19 protein-coding genes are annotated in these 19,069 nt (G+C 51.6%); 10 read left to right on the top strand and 9 right to left on the bottom strand.

Translation table 11 applies throughout. From position 1 onward, the window contains the following. Positions 1-142: 142 nt before the first annotated feature. The 3 genes from aroG to JHL22_RS07475 all read right to left on the bottom strand — a co-directional run bounded on the left by aroG (position 143) and on the right by JHL22_RS07475 (position 3,600). Positions 143-1,216, bottom strand: coding sequence for a 3-deoxy-7-phosphoheptulonate synthase AroG (gene aroG, locus JHL22_RS07485; protein ID WP_200235550.1), 1,074 nt, complete (start codon positions 1,214-1,216; stop codon positions 143-145). A gap of 286 nt (positions 1,217-1,502) precedes the next feature. After that, complete coding sequence (gene tldD / locus JHL22_RS07480) at positions 1,503-2,957, bottom strand: metalloprotease TldD (protein WP_200235548.1); 1,455 nt, start codon at positions 2,955-2,957, stop codon at positions 1,503-1,505. Further along, positions 2,944-3,600: a DUF4136 domain-containing protein gene (locus JHL22_RS07475; RefSeq protein ID WP_200235546.1), complete on the bottom strand. Its 657-nt coding sequence runs from the start codon at positions 3,598-3,600 to the stop codon at positions 2,944-2,946. Before JHL22_RS07475 ends, tldD begins: the two co-directional genes overlap by 14 nt. Before the next feature lie 138 nt (positions 3,601-3,738). Here JHL22_RS07475 and pepN point away from each other — a divergent pair, with 138 nt between their 5' ends. Beyond that, positions 3,739-6,432, top strand: a complete 2,694-nt coding sequence (gene pepN, locus JHL22_RS07470; protein ID WP_200235544.1) for an aminopeptidase N — start codon at positions 3,739-3,741, stop codon at positions 6,430-6,432. Between the two features lie 20 nt (positions 6,433-6,452). Further along, positions 6,453-7,463 carry a class 1 fructose-bisphosphatase gene (locus tag JHL22_RS07465; RefSeq protein ID WP_200235542.1) on the top strand — a complete coding sequence of 337 codons (1,011 nt, stop codon included), beginning with the start codon at positions 6,453-6,455 and terminating at the stop codon, positions 7,461-7,463. Here JHL22_RS07465 and JHL22_RS07460 read toward each other — a convergent pair. Further along, on the bottom strand, positions 7,445-8,509 hold the full coding sequence (locus tag JHL22_RS07460) for an aldo/keto reductase (RefSeq protein WP_200235539.1): 1,065 nt from the start codon (positions 8,507-8,509) through the stop codon (positions 7,445-7,447). The two genes, JHL22_RS07465 and JHL22_RS07460, sit on opposite strands and share 19 nt — an antisense overlap. A 55-nt stretch (positions 8,510-8,564) precedes the next feature. Continuing rightward, positions 8,565-9,551: a quinone oxidoreductase family protein gene (locus JHL22_RS07455; RefSeq protein ID WP_200235537.1), complete on the bottom strand. Its 987-nt coding sequence runs from the start codon at positions 9,549-9,551 to the stop codon at positions 8,565-8,567. A 134-nt stretch (positions 9,552-9,685) separates the two neighbouring features. On the opposite strand from JHL22_RS07455, the gene JHL22_RS07450 reads away from it, so the two are divergent. Next, complete coding sequence (locus JHL22_RS07450; RefSeq protein WP_234041179.1) at positions 9,686-10,216, top strand: MarR family winged helix-turn-helix transcriptional regulator; 531 nt, start codon at positions 9,686-9,688, stop codon at positions 10,214-10,216. Positions 10,217-10,295: 79 nt separating this feature from the next. Here JHL22_RS07450 and JHL22_RS07445 read toward each other — a convergent pair whose 3' ends face one another. Next, a complete protein-coding gene (locus JHL22_RS07445; RefSeq protein WP_200235536.1) occupies positions 10,296-11,786 on the bottom strand; it encodes a helicase HerA-like domain-containing protein in 1,491 nt (496 codons plus the stop codon). A gap of 114 nt (positions 11,787-11,900) precedes the next feature. On the opposite strand from JHL22_RS07445, the gene JHL22_RS07440 reads away from it, so the two are divergent. From JHL22_RS07440 to JHL22_RS07410, 7 genes are read left to right on the top strand one after another with little or no spacing between them, the layout of a single operon-like run. Beyond that, positions 11,901-12,635, top strand: a complete 735-nt coding sequence (locus tag JHL22_RS07440; protein WP_200235534.1) for a YebC/PmpR family DNA-binding transcriptional regulator — start codon at positions 11,901-11,903, stop codon at positions 12,633-12,635. Positions 12,636-12,650: 15 nt separating this feature from the next. After that, positions 12,651-13,928, top strand: a complete 1,278-nt coding sequence (gene purD / locus JHL22_RS07435; protein WP_200235532.1) for a phosphoribosylamine--glycine ligase — start codon at positions 12,651-12,653, stop codon at positions 13,926-13,928. Between the two features lies 1 nt (position 13,929). Then, entirely contained in the window at positions 13,930-14,838 is a 909-nt protein-coding gene (gene hemF / locus JHL22_RS07430; RefSeq protein WP_200235530.1) for an oxygen-dependent coproporphyrinogen oxidase, read from the top strand. Further along, on the top strand, positions 14,838-15,425 hold the full coding sequence (nadD, locus tag JHL22_RS07425; protein WP_200235528.1) for a nicotinate (nicotinamide) nucleotide adenylyltransferase: 588 nt from the start codon (positions 14,838-14,840) through the stop codon (positions 15,423-15,425). Before hemF ends, nadD begins: the two co-directional genes overlap by 1 nt. A 29-nt stretch (positions 15,426-15,454) precedes the next feature. Beyond that, positions 15,455-15,859 carry a ribosome silencing factor gene (gene rsfS, locus JHL22_RS07420; RefSeq protein ID WP_200235526.1) on the top strand — a complete coding sequence of 135 codons (405 nt, stop codon included), beginning with the start codon at positions 15,455-15,457 and terminating at the stop codon, positions 15,857-15,859. 10 nt (positions 15,860-15,869) lie between these two features. Next, a complete protein-coding gene (gene rlmH / locus JHL22_RS07415; protein ID WP_200235524.1) occupies positions 15,870-16,340 on the top strand; it encodes a 23S rRNA (pseudouridine(1915)-N(3))-methyltransferase RlmH in 471 nt (156 codons plus the stop codon). 14 nt (positions 16,341-16,354) lie between these two features. Next, positions 16,355-16,966 (top strand): Maf family protein, encoded by a 612-nt coding sequence (locus JHL22_RS07410; RefSeq protein ID WP_200235522.1) that lies wholly within the window; start codon positions 16,355-16,357, stop codon positions 16,964-16,966. Here the strand turns inward: JHL22_RS07410 and maiA are convergent. From maiA to JHL22_RS07395, 3 genes are read right to left on the bottom strand one after another with little or no spacing between them, the layout of a single operon-like run. Beyond that, a complete protein-coding gene (maiA, locus tag JHL22_RS07405) occupies positions 16,948-17,595 on the bottom strand; it encodes a maleylacetoacetate isomerase (RefSeq protein WP_200235519.1) in 648 nt (215 codons plus the stop codon). The genes JHL22_RS07410 and maiA overlap by 19 nt on opposite strands. A 16-nt stretch (positions 17,596-17,611) precedes the next feature. Next, complete coding sequence (gene ispH / locus JHL22_RS07400; RefSeq protein ID WP_200235517.1) at positions 17,612-18,553, bottom strand: 4-hydroxy-3-methylbut-2-enyl diphosphate reductase; 942 nt, start codon at positions 18,551-18,553, stop codon at positions 17,612-17,614. After that, positions 18,553-19,029 (bottom strand): FKBP-type peptidyl-prolyl cis-trans isomerase, encoded by a 477-nt coding sequence (locus JHL22_RS07395; RefSeq protein ID WP_200235515.1) that lies wholly within the window; start codon positions 19,027-19,029, stop codon positions 18,553-18,555. Before JHL22_RS07395 ends, ispH begins: the two co-directional genes overlap by 1 nt. Positions 19,030-19,069 lie beyond the last annotated feature (40 nt).

Genomic DNA, 19,069 nt, shown 5'->3' with positions numbered 1-19,069 from the left:
TTTACTATTACTGCCAAGTATACCTATCTGTATGGGAGATGACATACCGAAATACCCCTAATAAAGACGGGGCAACCGGGTAAATCACCGACAAGTACGGGCCCAAAATGGCTAGGCCCGTACTTGTTTCACGATGCAATTTTTAGTTATCATTTTCTGCGGCAATCGTGCGACGCACTTTTACCGCCTGTGCCAGTCGCTCCAGCACCTGGACTGAGGTATCCCAGTCAATACAGCCATCGGTAATGCTCTGGCCATACACCAGTTCTTGCCCTTCGACCAGATCCTGGCGTCCGCCAACCAAATGGCTTTCAATCATGACACCAAAAATTCGCTGATCACCGGTTTCCATCTGCTGGGCGATATCATCCATAACCATGGGCTGGTTTTCAGGCTTCTTGCTACTGTTGGCATGGCTGGCATCAATCATGATTTTGGCCGACAAACCCGCCTTGGCCAATTGTTCAGAGGAGTCATTAATGCTTTGAGCATCATAGTTGGGCGCTTTTCCACCCCGTAAAATCAGGTGACAGTCTTCATTGCCAAGCGTTGACACGATAGCGGAATGGCCGCCCTTAGTGACCGACAGGAAATGATGGGACTGGGATGCCGCATTGATGGCATCGATGGCGATTTTGATATTGCCGTCGGTACCGTTTTTAAAACCAACGGGACAGGAAAGGCCGGAAGCCAATTCGCGGTGTACCTGGCTTTCGGTGGTACGGGCGCCAATGGCCCCCCAGGAAACCAGATCGGCAATATACTGGGGTGTGATCATATCCAGAAACTCGCAACCGGCCGGAACGCCTTCATCATTGACGGCCAGCAGCAATTGGCGGGCAAGACGTAACCCCTTGTTGATATTGAAGCTGCCATCAAGCCCCGGATCATTGATCAAGCCTTTCCAGCCGACGGTTGTACGCGGCTTCTCAAAGTACACCCGCATGATAATTTCAAGTTCACCTTTAAAACGTTCCCGTTCCGCTTTCAGGCGTTTTACATATTCAAGTGCAGCCTTGGGGTCATGGATGGAACATGGACCAATGACCACAACCATCCTGTCGTCTTCGCCGTGAATAATTTTATGTACGGCAACACGTGCCTCATGGACCACATTTGAAATCTGGGTGGTACACGGAAACTCGCGCATCAGGTGGGATGGAGGACTTAATTCTTTAATTTCTCGAATGCGTAAATCGTCAGTATTGTAAGACACGGTTAACTCCAGGTTTTTGAATGCTTGCGTTTATGGCGGTATATATACAAAAAGCCGCCAGGTTCTCTGGCGGCTTTTTAGGAATTTTGCTATTTTTACTGCGTAAGCTGTGTCCTTCTCTCCGCCCAAGGCTTTGAAAAACTAAAATAAAAAAAATAAAAAGACACAGACAAATTCTTCATAGTGTTTATATCCTAGCACAGCTTTTTTTAAAAACAGCCGATTTTACTGCAATGCAATAAAAATAATGACAAGTTGTTATTAATGCACCACAACCCGGCAACACTCAGGCTGTGCCGCCAACCGTCAGGCCATCCATGCGAATCGTGGGCATACCTACACCAACCGGCACACTTTGGCCTTCTTTGCCACAAGTGCCAACACCGGAGTCCAGTGACAGATCATTGCCGATCATGGATACCTTGTTCATGGCATCGGGGCCATTGCCAATTAAAGTGGCCCCTTTCACGGGATGGCTGATTTTGCCATTTTTGATCAAATAGGCCTCGGAGGTGGAGAAAACAAATTTCCCACTGGTAATATCCACCTGGCCACCCCCAAAATTAACCGCATAAAGACCGTTTTTAACCGATGAAATAATTTCCTGAGGATCTTCTGTGCCCGCCAGCATGAAGGTATTGGTCATGCGCGGCATGGGCAAATGGGCAAATGACTCACGCCGGCCGTTACCCGTTACCGCCGTTTTCATTAAACGGGCATTCAGGGAGTCTTGCATATAACCGCGTAAGATGCCATCTTCAATCAGCACATTGCGCTGGGTAGGATTGCCTTCATCGTCTATATTTAATGAACCCCGGCGATCCTGGATGGTACCGTCATCAATAACCGTTACCCCTTTGGAAGCCACCCGCTCACCGATGCGACCAGAAAACACGCTTGAACCCTTACGATTGAAATCGCCTTCAAGACCATGTCCCACCGCTTCATGCAGCAAGATACCGGGCCAGCCCGAACCCAACACAACCGTCATTTCGCCAGCAGGAGCCGGACGGGCTTCAAGATTGGTTAATGCCTCATGAACGGCCTTGTCGACATAGCCGTGCAACAAATCGTCTGAAAAATAATCCAGCCCCAGACGGCCACCACCACCAGCATGCCCCATTTCACGGCGACCATCGCGCTCTGCCAATACGGTTATGGACAAACGCACCAAAGGACGCACATCGGCAACCAAGCGGCCATCACTGCCCGCAATTAGCACAACATCGTATTCTGCCCCCAAACCGGCCATGACCTGGATCACATGCGGATCTTTGGCACGGGCCATTTTTTCAACCCGCTCTAACAGGCTGATCTTGTCGGTGGCCGACAGGCTGACAAGCGGATCAACCGCCTTATACAAATCATGATGACGGTTATCATCAGCCAGAATCTTGCTTTTACCGGCGCCTTGACGGGCGATAGTCTTGACGGTTTTAGCCGAAGACAGCAATGCCTCGGGAGAAAGCACGTCAGAATAGGCAAAAGCGGTTTTTTCACCTGAAACAGCGCGAACCCCCACGCCTTGTGAAATGGAAAAACTGCCCGTTTTAACAATACTTTCCTCAAGGCTCCAGCTTTCGCTGCGCGTGTATTGGAAGTATAAATCGGCATAGTCAACCTTATGAGTGAAAATTTCACCCAAAGCACTGGCCAGATGCCCTTCGTGCAAATCCCAGGGATCAAGCAGAAGTGATTTGGCGGTTGACAGGCTTAGAATATCAGAATCAATTAAGTTCATTTTTATCAAGGTCAAAATTTATTTTACGCACCTGTCCGTTTTGTCCGGGAAACCCATCAAAAACAGACGCGGTCAGAAAGGGCATTACCTGTGTCAGGTTGACTTTATTGGAATCAGCCAGGACAGTGGCCTGGTAAACTTCAGTACCACGATTATTCAGGTCACGTATGGAAACGTGCAACTGGTATTGATTATAACTGGCTTGTACATAACGGTACTGTGGTGCCATGGCAAAACCGACACCACTATAAAAGGGATGGCGGTGCCCCCAGCCCCAGCCAAAATTAAAGCTGGGGTAGAAAAAAGGATCATAAAACGGATCATTTTCCCGTACCAGCTGCTGGCGGTTTTGAATACCATAAGCAAAAGAAACCTCGAAACGGGCCTTTTGTGACCCCAAGGCCTCAACCAGCCCCGTTTTCCACATTTGATTGCGCAACAGGTTTTCATAACTGGATTTTTCAAGTTCCTGCCTGGTGTCCGCTTCAAAACGATAAAGCTGCCCTTGAGCATTGGCGGGCCATTGCTGAAAAGAAGTGGTTTGAGTTGTAAACCTTTGCGTTGTTGAACAGGCTGTCAACAACAACACGGAAGCGGCCATCAAGAAAATCCGCAAGCTTGGCTTTGAAAAGACAGTATTCATGATACAGGGCTCTGGAGTTACGGTTAATTCCCACTGACTGGGTATAGGAAGCATTGTGACACACAAGCGATGATTATTATTTTAAAGCATTTAAAACATCTATAATTAGTCGCGTTAATGAGGATAATATTTATTGCCATGCCGTCAAATACACCAACCACCATACACCGTCGCGACTATCGTGAATACCCTTTCAACATTGTAAATGTTGCATTGCATTTCGATCTTCACGAAACCGCCACCCGCATCACCAGCACCCTTTCGATCAGCAGCAAAGAAAACCAGCCTGCCGATCTGGTCCTGAACGGAGAAGACATCAAGCTGGTTTCCGTTGCCATTAATGGTGAAACACTTGGCGAACACCAGTACTCACTAAACGAACAAGCCCTGGTTGTACCCGCTTTGCAAGGACAGTTCGAACTAAGCATCGTGTCCGAGTGCAACCCCGCGGAAAACAGTACCCTGATGGGTTTGTATGTATCAGGCAACAGCTTTTTCACCCAGTGTGAAGCCGAAGGCTTCCGACGCATCACCTTTTTCCCTGACCGCCCCGATGTCATGAGCATTTACACCGTGACCATTTGTGCCAACAAAGCCCGTTACCCCTACCTGCTTTCCAATGGTAATTTATGCGCCAGCACAGACCTGCCGAACGGACGCCACCAGGTCACCTGGGAAGACCCGTTTCGCAAACCCAGCTATCTGTTTGCCCTGGTTGCCGGTGACTTCGACATTCGTGAAAAACACGCCACCACCCAAAGCGGCCGTGAAGTCCTGCTACAGGTTTATAGCGACAAAGGCTCGGGGCACCAAACCGAATGGGCCCTTGAGTCTCTTGAAAACGCCATGAAATGGGACGAAACGCGCTTTGGCCTTGAACTGGACCTGAACCGCTTCATGATTGTGGCCGTGCGCGACTTCAATATGGGCGCCATGGAAAACAAGGGCCTGAACATTTTCAATGCCGCCTATGTCCTGGCCGACCCCAATACGGCCACCGATGCCAATTATGAAGGCATTGAATCGGTCATTGGCCACGAATACTTTCATAACTGGACTGGCAACCGCATCACTTGCCGCGACTGGTTTCAGCTTAGCCTGAAAGAAGGGCTCACGGTTTTCCGCGACCAGGAGTTTTCTGCCGACATGATGGCCAGGAATCTGGATAACTCTGCGGCCGCCAGTGCACGGGCCATTAAGCGTATTGACGACGTGACCCGTTTAAGAACCGCCCAGTTCCCCGAAGACGCTGGCCCCATGGCCCACCCCATTCGCCCGGAAAGCTATCAGGAAATTGCCAATTTCTACACCGCCACCATTTACGAAAAGGGTGCTGAGGTCATTCGCATGCAGCACACCTTGCTGGGCGAAGAAGGCTTCCGTGCCGGCATGGACGAATACTTTCGCCGCCACGACGGACAAGCCGTCACCTGCGATGACTTCATCAATGTCATGGAATCGGTTTACACGCAACGAAACCCGGGCAAAGACCTGACCCTGTTCAGGAACTGGTATTCACAGGCCGGCACACCTCGCGTAACGGTTCAACTCAACTATGACCAGGCGCAACAGCGCTGCTCGGTTACCCTGACACAAAGCTGCGCACCGGTTGGCGTTGAAAAGCTGCAGGACGGCTTTATCAAACAACCCTTCCACATTCCCTTTGCCATGGGCTTCATCAGCCAATCGGGCCAACCGCTGATGCTGCAATTTGAAGGCCGCCAGCAATCCACCGTTTTGCTTGAACTAAAAGAAGAAAGCCAGACCTGGCACTTTGAACAGATTGCCGAACGCCCCATTCCCTCTTTACTGCGCGATTTTTCAGCACCGGTTATTGTGGCGTATTCCTGGACCAATCAGGAACTGGCTATTTTGTGTGCCCATGACAGCAATCCTTTTGCACGTTGGGAAGCCGTACAGGCATTAAGCGCACGCGAACTGCTGCGCATTGCCACCACCCTGGCCCAAGGTGCGCCGGCAGAGCTGGACCCAACCCTGCTGCAAGTATGGCAAACCAACCTGACTGACCCCAATCTGGATGCCGGCTATCGCGCCTGGCTCTTGACCCTGCCCCCTGAAAAAATCCTTGCTGAAGGCATGAATCCGATTGAGCCCGTGGCTATTGCCAAGGCACGCGACTTTGTTCGCCAGGAGCTGGCCCGGGGTTTACTTGATTTGTGGCTGCAAACCCTCTGCCAAAATGAAACACCGGGCAGCTATAGCCCCGATCCGCTCAGCGCAGGCCGCCGCAGCCTGAAAAACCTGGCGCTTGCCTACTTATTGTCTATCCAGAACCCGCCAGCGATTCAGGCGGCCTTTGCGCAATACCAGAATGCCGACAACATGACCGACCGCATGGGTGCACTTTCTGCCCTGGTCAGTCATTATGAAGGCGATGAGCGCGATGAGGCACTCGCCCAGTTCTACGAGCAATGGCAACATGACCCGCTGGTGGTGGATAAATGGTTTGCCCTGCAGGCCAATGCCCGCCACACCACGGCACAAACCATTCAGGGCCTGATGGCTCACCCGGCTTTTAACCTGCGCAATCCAAACCGCGCCCGCTCGCTAATCTTCCAGTTCTGCCTTAACAACACCGAAGGCCTGCACAAGGAAGACGGTTCTGGCTACGCGCTCTGGGTAGAGCAGGTGATTGCCCTGGACAGCATCAACCCTGAAATTGCCGCTCGCCTGGCCCGTGTCATGGACAACTGGTCCCGTTATTCGCCTGCTCTTAAAACCGGCATGCAACAAGCTCTTAAGCGCGTTGAAGCGCATCCGGGCCTGTCCAAAAACGTATTTGAAATCGTATCCAAAGCATTGAATATCTGAAACCCAAGGAATCTGAAAGAATGAAATTTAAGACCCTGACGCAATATCTGGTAGAACAACAACGCCAGAATCATGCATTGCAGGCAGAAGTACGCCTGCTTATTGAAGTGGTGGGCCGCGCCTGCAAAAGCATTGGCCATGCCGTTGGCAAAGGAAGCCTGGGTGGCGTGCTGGGCAGCCTGGAGTCTGAAAACGTCCAGGGCGAAGTCCAGAAAAAACTGGATGTCATGTCCAATGAAATCCTGCTTGAGGCCAATGAGTGGGGTGGCCAGCTGGCTGCCATGGCTTCGGAAGAAATGGAAACCATCCATAAAATTCCCAATCGCTATCCCAAGGGCGAATACCTGTTGCTATTTGATCCCCTTGACGGCTCTTCCAACATTGACGTGAACGTTTCGATTGGCACCATTTTCTCTATCCTGAAAGCGCCTGCCGAATCCTCTGGCCGTGAAATCACCGAGCAGGATTTCCTTCAGCCAGGCACCCAGCAGGTCGCCGCCGGCTACGCAGTCTATGGGCCACAAACCATGCTGGTGATTACCTTGGGTAATGGTGTAGTTGGCTTTACCCTTGACCGTGAAACCGGCACCTGGATGCTCACCAATGAAAACATCCAGATTCCGGCAGACACCAAGGAATTTGCCATTAACATGTCAAACATGCGGCACTGGGCTGCGCCCGTACGCCAATATATCGAAGATTGTCTGGCTGGCACAACCGGCCCGCTGGGCAAAGACTACAATATGCGCTGGGTGGCTTCCATGGTGGCCGATGTGCACCGCATCTTAAGCCGTGGTGGCATTTTCATGTACCCCTGGGATTCACGCGAGCCCGGCAAACCAGGCAAACTGCGTTTGATGTATGAAGCTAACCCCATGAGTTTTATTGTTGAACAGGCTGGCGGTATGGCCACCGATTCCGTCAATCGTATTATGGACATTCAGCCAACCGAACTGCATCAGCGGGTTGGCGTGGTACTGGGATCCAAAAACGAAGTGGAACGCGTACGTGCTTACTGCGCGGGATCGTAATATTTCTGGCGCAGCACATCAAGCTGCGCCAGTACATCAGCGTCAAGACGAGTTTGCATGGCGCTGATATCTTCATCAAGTTGTTCCAGTGTCCGCACCCCAATAATGGTGCTATCCACCTGCCATTTGCTATTGCAAAATCCCAGGGCCAGCTGCACCGGGCTTAATCCCAGCTCGCACGCATAAGCGTTATAGGCCCTGGCTGCCTCAAGACTGGCCGCTCTTCCCCATCGCTGTTTTTGCACCGATTCATACCGGGTAATACGAGCCTCGGCCGGCGCACCTGGTCCGGTCGTGCCGGTCTGGTCATATTTACCGCTAAGCAGGCCATAACCCAAGGGCGAATACGCCAGCAAAGACACCTTGTGCCGGTAACACATTTCATCAAGCCCGTCTTCATAGGCACGATTCAACAAGCAATACGGGTTCTGGATGGTGGCTACGCGGGGCAAGCCCATCTGCTCAGCCAGACGGATAAATTCAGACACGCCATACGGCGTTTCATTAGACAGGCCGATATAACGCACTTTGCCGGCCTTCACCAGCGTATCCAGGGCCTGCAATTGTTCTTCTATGCTTGTGACTGGCTCATGCTTTTTGTCGGGATCAAAATAACGCCGGCCAAAAGCCGGCACATGACGCTCGGGCCAGTGTATCTGGTAAAGATCAATGTAATCGGTTTGCAGGCGTTTAAGGCTCCCCTCGCAAGAGGCGATAATATCCTGGCTGGTCAAGCCAGCACCTTCCCTAATCCAGGGTGTGCCCCTGGAAGGGCCAGCCACCTTGCTGGCCAGCACCAGTTCTGAACGGGGAACCGGACTTCGCCCAAACCAGTTGCCAATAATGGTTTCGGTGGCACCATAGGTCTCTTTGCGGGTGGGCACCGAATACATTTCGGCGGTATCGAGGAAATTAATGCCCTGCTCCACCGCCCGATCAAGAATGGAAAATGCAGTTTTCTCATCCACCTGTTCACCAAATGTCATGGTTCCAAGACACACATCCGTTACCATTAAATCGCTTATTCCCAGCTGAACCTTCTGCATTTCCCTTGCCTCTTCCTTTAAATATCAAATATTAAAAATTAAACAATATAAAAAATCAATCCAGTGTTAACACTGTAGCACCGGTGGTTTTGCGTGAAGCCAGCGCAATATGGGCATCAGCCACTTCCGCCAGTGGATAGCGCTGATCAATTTGCACCTTGATTTTCTTGCTGGTGATCATTTCAAACAGCTCATCGGCTGCTGCCTGCATTTTTTCTAAAGTGCTCACATAAGCCCCCAGACTTGGACGAGTCACATACAAAGAACCTTTAGTTGCCAACACACCTATGTTAACCCCGGTAACCGCACCCGATGCATTGCCATAACTCACCATTAGGCCACGGGGTTGCAGACAGTCAAGGGACGTTTCCCAGGTATCTTTACCTACCCCATCGTAAACCACCGGCACTTTCTTGCCATTGGTTAATTCCAGCACACGCTCCGCCACATTCTCATGCGTGTAATTAATGGTCGCCCAGGCACCATGCGCCCTGGCGATATCGGCTTTTTCGGGGCTGGACACCGTACCGATCAACTTGACCCCCAAGGCCTTGGCCCACTGGCAGGCTATCAATCCAACACCACCGGCTGCCGCATGCAGCAAAATGGTTTCTCCCTCTTGCAAGCGATAAGTTTGCCTGAACAGGTACTGAACCGTCAGCCCCTTGAGCATAACGGCTGCCGCTTCTTCAAAAGATATACCATCAGGTATTTTCACTACCTGGTGGCCTGGCACATTTCGTATCTCGGCATAAGACCCCAATGGACTTTGGCCGTACGCCACGCGGTCGCCCACTTTAAGATGGGCCACATTTTTCCCAACAATCTCTACCACACCTGAAGCCTCAAACCCCAAGCCATGCGGCAACGGACTGGCATAAAGCCCCGTACGAAAATAAATATCAATAAAATTCAGACCAATTGCTTTTTGCCGAATTTGCACTTCGTTATCGGCCGGCTCCGGGACATCAAGGGTCACCAGTTTCATGACTTCCGGACCGCCATGTGTCTCAATTTGAATTGTTCTTGATGTAATACCCACGTTTAACTCCAATAATGATAAATAAAGAATTAACTAACATGATAATTAATAAAAACTTTTATTCAATATATATCAATAATAATTATTAAAAAAACAGTATACTTTGACAATATCTGCCTAAGCAACCATTTAAAATGATGAATAACGAAAAAACGCCGCCATCCAAACCGGAAGAAGCCTTCACCATCAGGCCCGAAGACGTTCCTCGCGGACAGGAAAATATTGGCTACCTGATTCGTCTGGCACATTTTTCCATTCATAACATGATTGAAAAAAACATGGCGCCGCTAGGCCTGACGGCCACGCAATGGCATCCCATTGCCATTATCGGACTTAGCAAAGCAGATACACCGGCCTGTGTGGCACGCATTGCCGAAGTGGACACCGGTGCCATGACGCGCACCCTTGACAGACTGGAAGCCAAAGGTTTTCTTACCCGCCAGCGTAGCGAGAAAGACCGTCGGGTCATCAAGCTGACGCTGACCGAAAAAGGCAAACAGGTTAATGATAAGCTGCTTCCTTCGGTTGCCCAGGCTTTAAATCATCACCTGCATGGGTTTACAGAACAAGAAGTAGAGCTGCTTAAAAGCCTGCTGACCCGTCTATTATTGAATGCCAATCCTGATATTTTAAAATCCATTCAGGAAACGGGCATGAATGCCTGAACCGTCTTGCTCCCCGGCATGAAATGGCAGCACCAATAACGCTGGGCATAAAGCTGGCTTTACGGCCAATCCATTAAAACTAGCGCTTGCCACTTTTGCCAATTAATGACCCCAACACCCCACGCAGCATTTTCCTGGCCGTATCCCGAACCATCCCCTTGGCCACTTGCTGAATCACGCCATCCTTGCGCCCCCCCCGCGGCCCGGTTGAGCCAATCATCATTTCCTTGACTGCCCCCCAAATACCTTCATCTTCGGGTTGTGCCTGGGCGGTGGCTTGTGCATTTTTCTGTTCGGCCCGACGGGTAAGCACTTCAAACGCCGACTCCCTGTCAATCAGCGTGTCGTATTTGCCAGAAAAACCCGACAGATTACGAATAAACTGGCGCTCTGCATCGGTTGCCGGCCCCATGCGGCTGGCCGGTGGCAACACCCAGGCACGCTGCGTAACACCGGGGCTGCCCTTGGCATCCAGGCAGGAAATCAGTGCTTCGCCCACGCCCAATTCGGTAATCTCGCGGGCAATATCCAGTTCAGGGTTGGGCCTCATGGTGTCTGCTGCCGTTTTTACCGCTTTCTGGTCGCGTGGCGTAAAGGCACGCAGGGCATGCTGGATCCGGTTGCCCAGTTGACCCAAAACAGAGTCTGGGATATCGGCCGGATTTTGCGTGACAAAATAAACCCCCACCCCTTTTGAGCGTACCAGACGTACAATCTGCTCAATTTTCTCAAGCAAAACCTTGGGTGCATCATCAAACAGCAGGTGTGCCTCGTCAAAGAAAAACACAAACCGGGGTTGATCCGGGTCGCCCACTTCGGGTAAAGACTCATAAATCTCAGCCAGTAACCACAGCAAAAACACGGCGTACAGCTTGGGCGAATGCATCAGCTTGTCTGCGGCCAGGATATTCACCATACCCTGACCTTGCGCATTACAGCGGATCAGGTCGTGAATATCCAGCATGGGCTCGCCAAAAAAGCGGTCTGCACCCTGGGTTTCCAGCTGCAGCAAAGCACGCTGGATAGCCCCCACCGAAGCGGCGGAGACGTTGCCATACACCGGCCTTAATTCGGCTGCCCTGTCATTCACGTTTTGCAGCATAGCCCGAAGGTCTTTCAGGTCCAGCAAGAGATGATTTTCATCATCGGCCACTTTGAACACCAGATTCAGGATACCGGTTTGCGTGTCATTCAGGTTTAACATACGCGACAGCAACAACGGCCCCATATCGGATACCGTTGCCCGAACCGGATGACCCTGCTCACCAAACACATCCCATAAAACGGTTGGGCAGCCACCCCATTGAGGTATCGGCAGACCCAGTTTTTCAAGACGTTCAAGCAGTTTGGGACTTTCAATACCAGTTTGCGAAATACCCGTCAGATCTCCTTTCACATCAGCCAGGAATACGGGCGTGCCGATGCGGGAAAAAGACTGCGCCAAGACCTGAAGCGTAATGGTTTTACCGGTTCCGGTTGCACCCGTTATGCAACCGTGACGGTTGGCCAGTTTGGGCAAAAGAAAAACATCTGTCTTTGCATTTTTAGCGATCAGGATGGGATCTGCCATATATAAACCTTTGTCAAGTACAAAACATTAGGAAATCTAGCCATATTCTATAAAAGTTTGTCGCACTCAGGGTAAAATGTAAGTTTTGATTAACTTACTTTAACTGTTATTGATATGGCCGGACATAGTAAATGGGCAAATATCCAGCACCGGAAAGGTCGCCAGGATGCCAAACGCGGAAAGATATGGACAAAAATCATTCGTGAAATTACCGTTGCAGCACGCGCTGGCGGTGCCGACCCGAATGCCAACCCTGCTCTTCGCCTGGCATGGGATAAAGCAACCGCTGCCAATATGCCAAAAGACAATATCCAGCGTGCCATTACCCGAGGCGCAGGTGGGGCCGATGGCGCCAACTACGAATCTATCCGTTATGAAGGCTATGGTCTTGGTGGTGCCGCTGTCCTTATCGATTGCATGACCGACAATCGTGTGCGTACCGTATCCGATGTACGCCACGCGCTAACCAAACACGGCGGCAACCTGGGCCAGGACGGTTCTGTGGCCTTCATGTTCCAGCATTGCGGGCAATTCATTTTTGCCCCCGGCACCAGTGAAGACAAAATCATGGAAGTGGCTCTTGAAGCCGGTGCTGATGACATCCTGACCGATGAAGATGGCATGATTGAAGTGGTTTGTGCCCCGGAACAGTATGCCCCGGTACGTGATGCTTTTATTGAAGCAGAACTGAAGCCAGAAATGGAAGCCATCGTCATGAAACCCCTGAATGAAACGCTACTGACCGGTGACGAGGCCAGTAAAATGCAGAAAATCCTTGACCAGCTTGAAAGTCTTGATGACGTGCAAGAGGTTTATACAACTGCTGTTTTTGATGAAACAGAAGAATAAAGCGAAAATCCAACAATGAAAGTACTCGTTATTGGCAACGGCGGCCGTGAGCACGCCATTGCATGGCGCATTGCCCAATCCGCACAAGTCACCAATGTGTTTGTGGCCCCCGGCAACGGTGGCACCGCACTTGATCCATTACTCAAGAATGTACCCATTACCAACCTTGATGAGTTGGCTAGCTTTGCCAAAACAGAAGGCATTGACCTAACCGTTGTGGGCCCCGAAGCACCATTGGCTGCCGGTGTGGTTGACCTGTTCCGTGAACAGGGGCTGGCCATTTTTGGCCCCTCCCAGGCCGCTGCACAACTGGAAAGCTCCAAGGATTTCGCCAAGGCTTTCATGGTTCGCCATCACATTCCCACCTCGGCTTATGCCACTTTTACCTCCCCCGAAGAAGCACACGCTTACATCAACGAACAGGGCGCACCTATTGTTGTGAAAGCAGACGGTCTGGCTGCCGGCAAAGGCGTAGTGGTTGCCCAAACCCAACAAGAAGCACACGATGCCGTTGATGCCATGCTGGGTGATGGCAGCCTGGGTGAAGCCGGTGCCCGTGTTGTTATTGAAGGTTTTCTGGCCGGCGAAGAAGCCAGTTTCATTGTCATGTGCGATGGCAAAAGCATTTTGCCCATGGCAACCAGCCAGGACCACAAGCGTCAGCTTGACAACGACCAGGGCCCCAACACCGGCGGCATGGGCGCTTATTCTCCTGCCCCCATCGTTTCCGACCGCCTGCATGAACGCATTATGCAGGAAGTTATTTACCCCACTATCCAGGGCATGGAAAAAGACGGCATTACCTTCACCGGTTTTTTATATGCCGGCCTCATGATTGATGACGGCAACGATGAAGACCGCAGCATCAAGGTACTCGAGTTCAACTGCCGCATGGGCGACCCTGAAACCCAACCCATCATCATGCGCCTGCAGGGCGATTATGCCGACACCCTGCTTAAAGCGGCACAAGGCAAGCTTGACCAGGCCAGCATCAGCTGGGACCCACGTACCGCATTGGGCGTTGTCATGGCTTCATATAACTATCCCGGCACGCCCCGCACCGGCGATACCATTACCGGCATTCCTGCCGCGCAAAAAGATTGCGTAACCTTCCATGCCGGCACCACATTGCAAAACAACCAGCTGCTAACTTCTGGTGGCCGGGTACTGTGCGTAACCGCCCTGGGCGACACCGTGCAACAGGCCCGCGAAACCGCCTACGCCGCCGTCAAACAAATCAAGTTTGACGGCCAGCAATATCGCAGCGATATCGCCTGGAGGGCTTTAAAGTAATATGTCGCACATTCCCCTAGACCAGGTCAGCCAGTATTTTCGCTCACTGCAGGCTTCCATTGTTGCTGCGCTTGAAAAAGAAGACGGCCTTGCCTTCTCCCAGGATGCCTGGGAGCGCCCAGAGGGCGGGGGTGGCCTGTCCCGCTATATAGAAGGTGGCAATGTATTTGAGCGCGGTGCCGTGCTGTTCAGCCACGTCATGGGAGCAAAACTCCCACCTTCGGCCAGCGCACACCGCCCCGAACTGGCTGGCCGCTCTTGGGAAGCCATGGGGGTTTCACTGGTTTTACACCCGCATAACCCCTATATTCCCACCACCCACATGAATGTACGGATGTTCGTGGCCAAAGCCAACCAGCCCGGTGAAAGTGATGTGTTCTGGTTTGGCGGCGGCATAGACCTGACTCCCTACTATGCCTTTGAAAACGACGCCCGTCATTTCCACCAGACCTGTCATGATGCGCTTGAGCCGTTCGGCAAAACACGCTACCAGGAATACAAGGAATGGTGTGACCGCTACTTTTTCCTGAAGCACCGCAATGAAACCCGCGGTGTGGGCGGTATTTTTTTTGACGACCTGAACGACCTGGGCTTTGAACAGTCTTTTGCCCTTGTCCAGGCCACTGGCAATGCGTTTACACAGGCTTACCTGCCCATTGTGCAAAAGCGCAAGAGCCTGGCTTTCGGTCAAAAAGAGCGAGACTTCCAGGCCTACCGCCGTGGACGCTATGTCGAGTTCAACCTGGTTTGGGACAGGGGTACCCTGTTTGGCCTGCAATCGGGCGGACGCACCGAATCCATCCTGCTTTCCATGCCGCCTACCGCAAGCTGGCGCTACGACTGGAAACCCGAACCCGGTTCGGCCGAAGCCCAGCTTTATTATTTCCTGACGCCCCGAGACTGGCTCTGATGAAAAAAATCGGGCTTCTTGGCGGAAGCTTCAATCCTGTTCACAATGCCCACCTGGCATTGGCCCACACCGCCCTGGATGCACTGTCCCTTGACGAGGTACAGTTCATTCCGGTGGGCAATCCCTGGCAAAAGCAGGCATTGACAGCGAACGGCCAACAACGTCTTGACATGCTGGGTCTGGCCATTACCGGCCAACCCGGCATGACTGTTAATGATATTGAAATTACCCGTCAAGGCGCCACCTATACCATAGACACCCTGAAGGCATTACCGGAAAACGCCTGCTATTACTGGCTGCTGGGCACCGACCAGCTAGCCAACTTTTGCACCTGGCACCAATGGGAAGACATTATTAATCATGTCACCCTGGTGGTGGCCCAAAGAAACACCCACCCTTTTGAAGTACCCCGGCCACTGGCTGAAAAACTGCAACAAAAAGGCAAAAAACTGATTACACTGTCGTTTGAAGCCGTGGATATTTCATCTAGCGATATCCGCCAGCGCCTTGCAAACCACCACGATGTCAACGGGTTGCTGCCGCAACCGGTCCTTGAATACATCCGGCAACATAAACTTTACACTTAAATCATTAAGATTATTACTACAGAATCATTATGGAAATACAAAAACTTCAACGCCTTGTTATTGATGCCCTGGAAGATGTTAAAGCCCAGGACATCAAGATATTCAACACTACCCACCTGACCAGCCTGTTTGACCGCGTCATTATTGCCAGCGGCAGCTCAAACCGCCAAACCCGCTCTTTGGCACAAAGTGTCTCTGAGGTGGTACGCAAGCACGGCATCCAGATTATTGCCCTTGAAGGCATGGATACCGGTGAATGGGTCTTGCTGGATATTGGCGATATCGTGATTCATTGCATGCAACCGGCCATCCGCCAATACTACGATCTTGAAGCCGTTTGGGGTGATAAACCGGTACACGTCAAATTGTTACCCCAATCCACCCAGGCACCACCTGTCATTTCTCCCGACCAGGCCTACGACCCCAATATCTAAAGCCCAAGTCATGAAGTTGATTGTGATTGCCGTTGGTACAAGAATGCCGGCCTGGGTAGAAACCGCCTGGGATGATTATGCCAAGCGCATGCCGGCCGATTGCGCCATCGAATTAAAAGAAATCAAACCCGAGCCACGCACCACAGGGAAAACACCGCCGCAAATGATGTTGGCCGAAGCCAAACGCATTGAAGCCGCCATTCCGGCTTCAGCCTTGCGCATTGCCCTTGACGAGCATGGCAAAGACCTGACCACCATGAATCTGTCCTCTCGCCTTGAGCAATGGCGCAGTGGCGGGCAAGATGTGGTGTTCCTGATTGGTGGCCCCGATGGCCTGGATAGCGAACTGAAAAAAAGCTGTTCCGGCATGATCCGGCTTTCCTCCTTAACCCTTCCTCACCCGATGGTACGCATTGTCCTGGCCGAGCAGCTTTACCGGGCCTGGGCCATTCTGGTTAACCACCCCTATCACAGGGCCTGAAATTCTTATCCGATATGCTTCCTGGAATTCCCCCTTCCATTTACCTGGCTTCGGTCAGCCCCCGCCGTCATGAACTGCTGAACCAGATTGACGTACCCCATGAAGTTTTGCTTGTGCCAACGCCCCCCGGCGAAGACGAACCGCAACACCCAGGCGAGGCGGCCCATGTTTATGTACAGCGTACATCCATGGACAAGGCCGTGCGTGCCAATCACTTTATTGAACAACAGAGACTTGCCCAAAAACCCGTGCTAACCGCCGACACCTGCGTCATTCTTGAGGGCGAGGTATTGGGCAAACCCGTTGATGATGCGGACACGGCCAGGATCCTGGGCCTGCTGTCTGGCAAAACCCATGAAGTACATACCGCCATTGTGGTGGCCTGGCAGGGGCAATACTTTACTGATGTCTCTATTACCCGGGTAAGCATGAAAACGCTTGAACCACAGGAAATAAAGGCCTACTGCGCCAGCCAGGAAGGTAACGGAAAAGCCGGCGCCTATGGGATACAGGGCCTGGCTTCCGTATTTATTGAACACATCGCGGGAAGTTACAGTGGCGTGATGGGATTGCCACTGTTTGAAACCTGCCGCCTGCTACGGCATGCCTATTCGGCGTCAGCCTGATTGGCCGGCGCTGCCCTAATAAAAGCCTCTTCCTTATGACATGCGGCATCAATGCGCACAATACTGGGGTAAGGGGTTAAATCAAGATTGAACCGGCGGGCATTGGCCACTTGCGGCACCAGGCAGATATCGGCCAGGGTGGGCGTGTCACCATGGCAGAATTTACCGGTCTGGCTGGATGAAGCCAGGATTTTTTCAAGCGAATCAAAACCCTCACGCACCCAATGCAAATACCATTCATTTTTGGCTTCATCACTGACACCCAGCGTGCGGGTTAAATATTTCAGCACACGCAAATTGTTTAAGGGATGAATGTCGCAGGCAATGAATTGCGCCAGTGAACGCACCCGGGCCCGGGCCGCGTAAGTATCGGGCAATAGCGCAAAGGTAGCCGGATAAGCCTCTTCCAGATACTCGATAATCGCCAGTGACTGGCCAATACTGACATTATCGTCAGTGAAAGTGGGCACCAGGGCGGTGGGATTCAACTCTCGATAAGTATGGCTTAATTGCTGGCCGCCGTCTTTTAACAAGTGAACCGGCACGGTATCATATTCCAGCCCTTTCAGATTAAGCGCAATCCTGACACGATAAGCAGCCGAACTGCGATAATAGCCATATAACTTCATCCTGAATATCTCCTGATTATTTTTTACGTGATAACTCTTTAGGCAAAGGAAACGACACGTTTTCTTCTGCCCCTTGTATTTTCCGGACCGACACCGCGCCCAGCTCCCGCAAACGGGTAATGACTTCCTGCACCAGCACTTCGGGTGCAGAGGCACCAGCCGTAATGCCGATATGCCGCGCATTGTCCAGCCACTCGGGCTGGATAGCCTCGGCACCGTCTATCAGATAAGCCGGGCAAGACAAACGCTCGGCCACCTCTCGCAAACGGTTTGAGTTGGAACTGTTTTCACTGCCCACTACAAAAAACACATCGCATTCAGGCGCCATGATTTTAACTGCATCCTGACGGTTTTGTGTCGCGTAGCAAATATCCGCTTTCTTAGGCGCCACAATAGTGGGAAAACGCTTGCGCAAGGCATTGGAAACGGCCTCGGCATCATCAACAGACAGCGTTGTCTGGGTCACAAAAGCCAGGTTTTCAGGATTTTCCACCGCCAGGTTTTCAACATCCTGGATGGTTTCCACCAAATACATATGTCCTTTGGCCTGTCCCAACGTACCCTCAACCTCTGGGTGACCTTTGTGCCCGATCATGATAATTTCACGGCCCTCGGCGTGCATTTTGCTGACTTCAACATGAACCTTGGTCACCAATGGGCAGGTTGCATCAAATACTTTCAGGCCACGTTCCTGCGCTTCCTGACGCACTGTCTGGGAGACACCGTGCGCAGAGAAGACGACAATTGAACCAGCGGGGGCTTCATCAAGTTCATCAATAAATATGGCGCCCTGCTTGCGCAGGCTTTCCACCACAAAGCGGTTATGCACGATTTCGTGCCTGACATAAATGGGCGCACCATGCAATTCAAGGGCACGCACCACGATATCAATGGCGCGATCGACACCGGCACAAAACCCCCTGGGATCAGCCAGAAGAATTTCCATTCCCGCTGTCATTACATGACCCCCAGCAACGACACATCTACTTTCAGGTCAAGGCCTGCCAAAGGATGGTTAAAGTCGAACAACGCCCAGGTATCTCCCCATTCTTTGAAAATGCCTGAATAACGCCCGCCATTAGGGGCTGGAAATTCAACCATATCACCGCTTTCAAACGTGGCGTTCTCGCCGGCATGTTCAGCCAGCATGGTTTTGGTAACCCGTTGCAAAAGCTCGGGATTTTTTTCTCCGTAAGCCTGTGCCGCCGTAAGGGTAAAGCTAAATTCATCACCCTCTTTCTTGCCCAGCAGGGGTTCTTCCATGGCGGGTAACCATTGATTGGCACCCATTAAAAGCGTGCCCGGGTTCCCGGTAAAGGTATCCATAAACACTGAACCCGCCCCTGGACCGGAAGCCAGGGTAATACGGTAGTGCAAGGTTAAATACGAATTGGCGTGGACAATATGATTCACTTTTTCTGACTTCCCGATCAAAATCTGTCACCTTAATGGTGTCTTAAAATAACCATTTTAA

This window comes from Advenella mandrilli, from assembly GCF_016595155.1.
Taxonomy (GTDB): Bacteria; Pseudomonadota; Gammaproteobacteria; order Burkholderiales; family Burkholderiaceae_B; genus Advenella; species Advenella mandrilli.
Note: the sequence above shows the minus strand (reverse complement) of the source record. Positions and strands in the feature narration are given on the sequence as shown.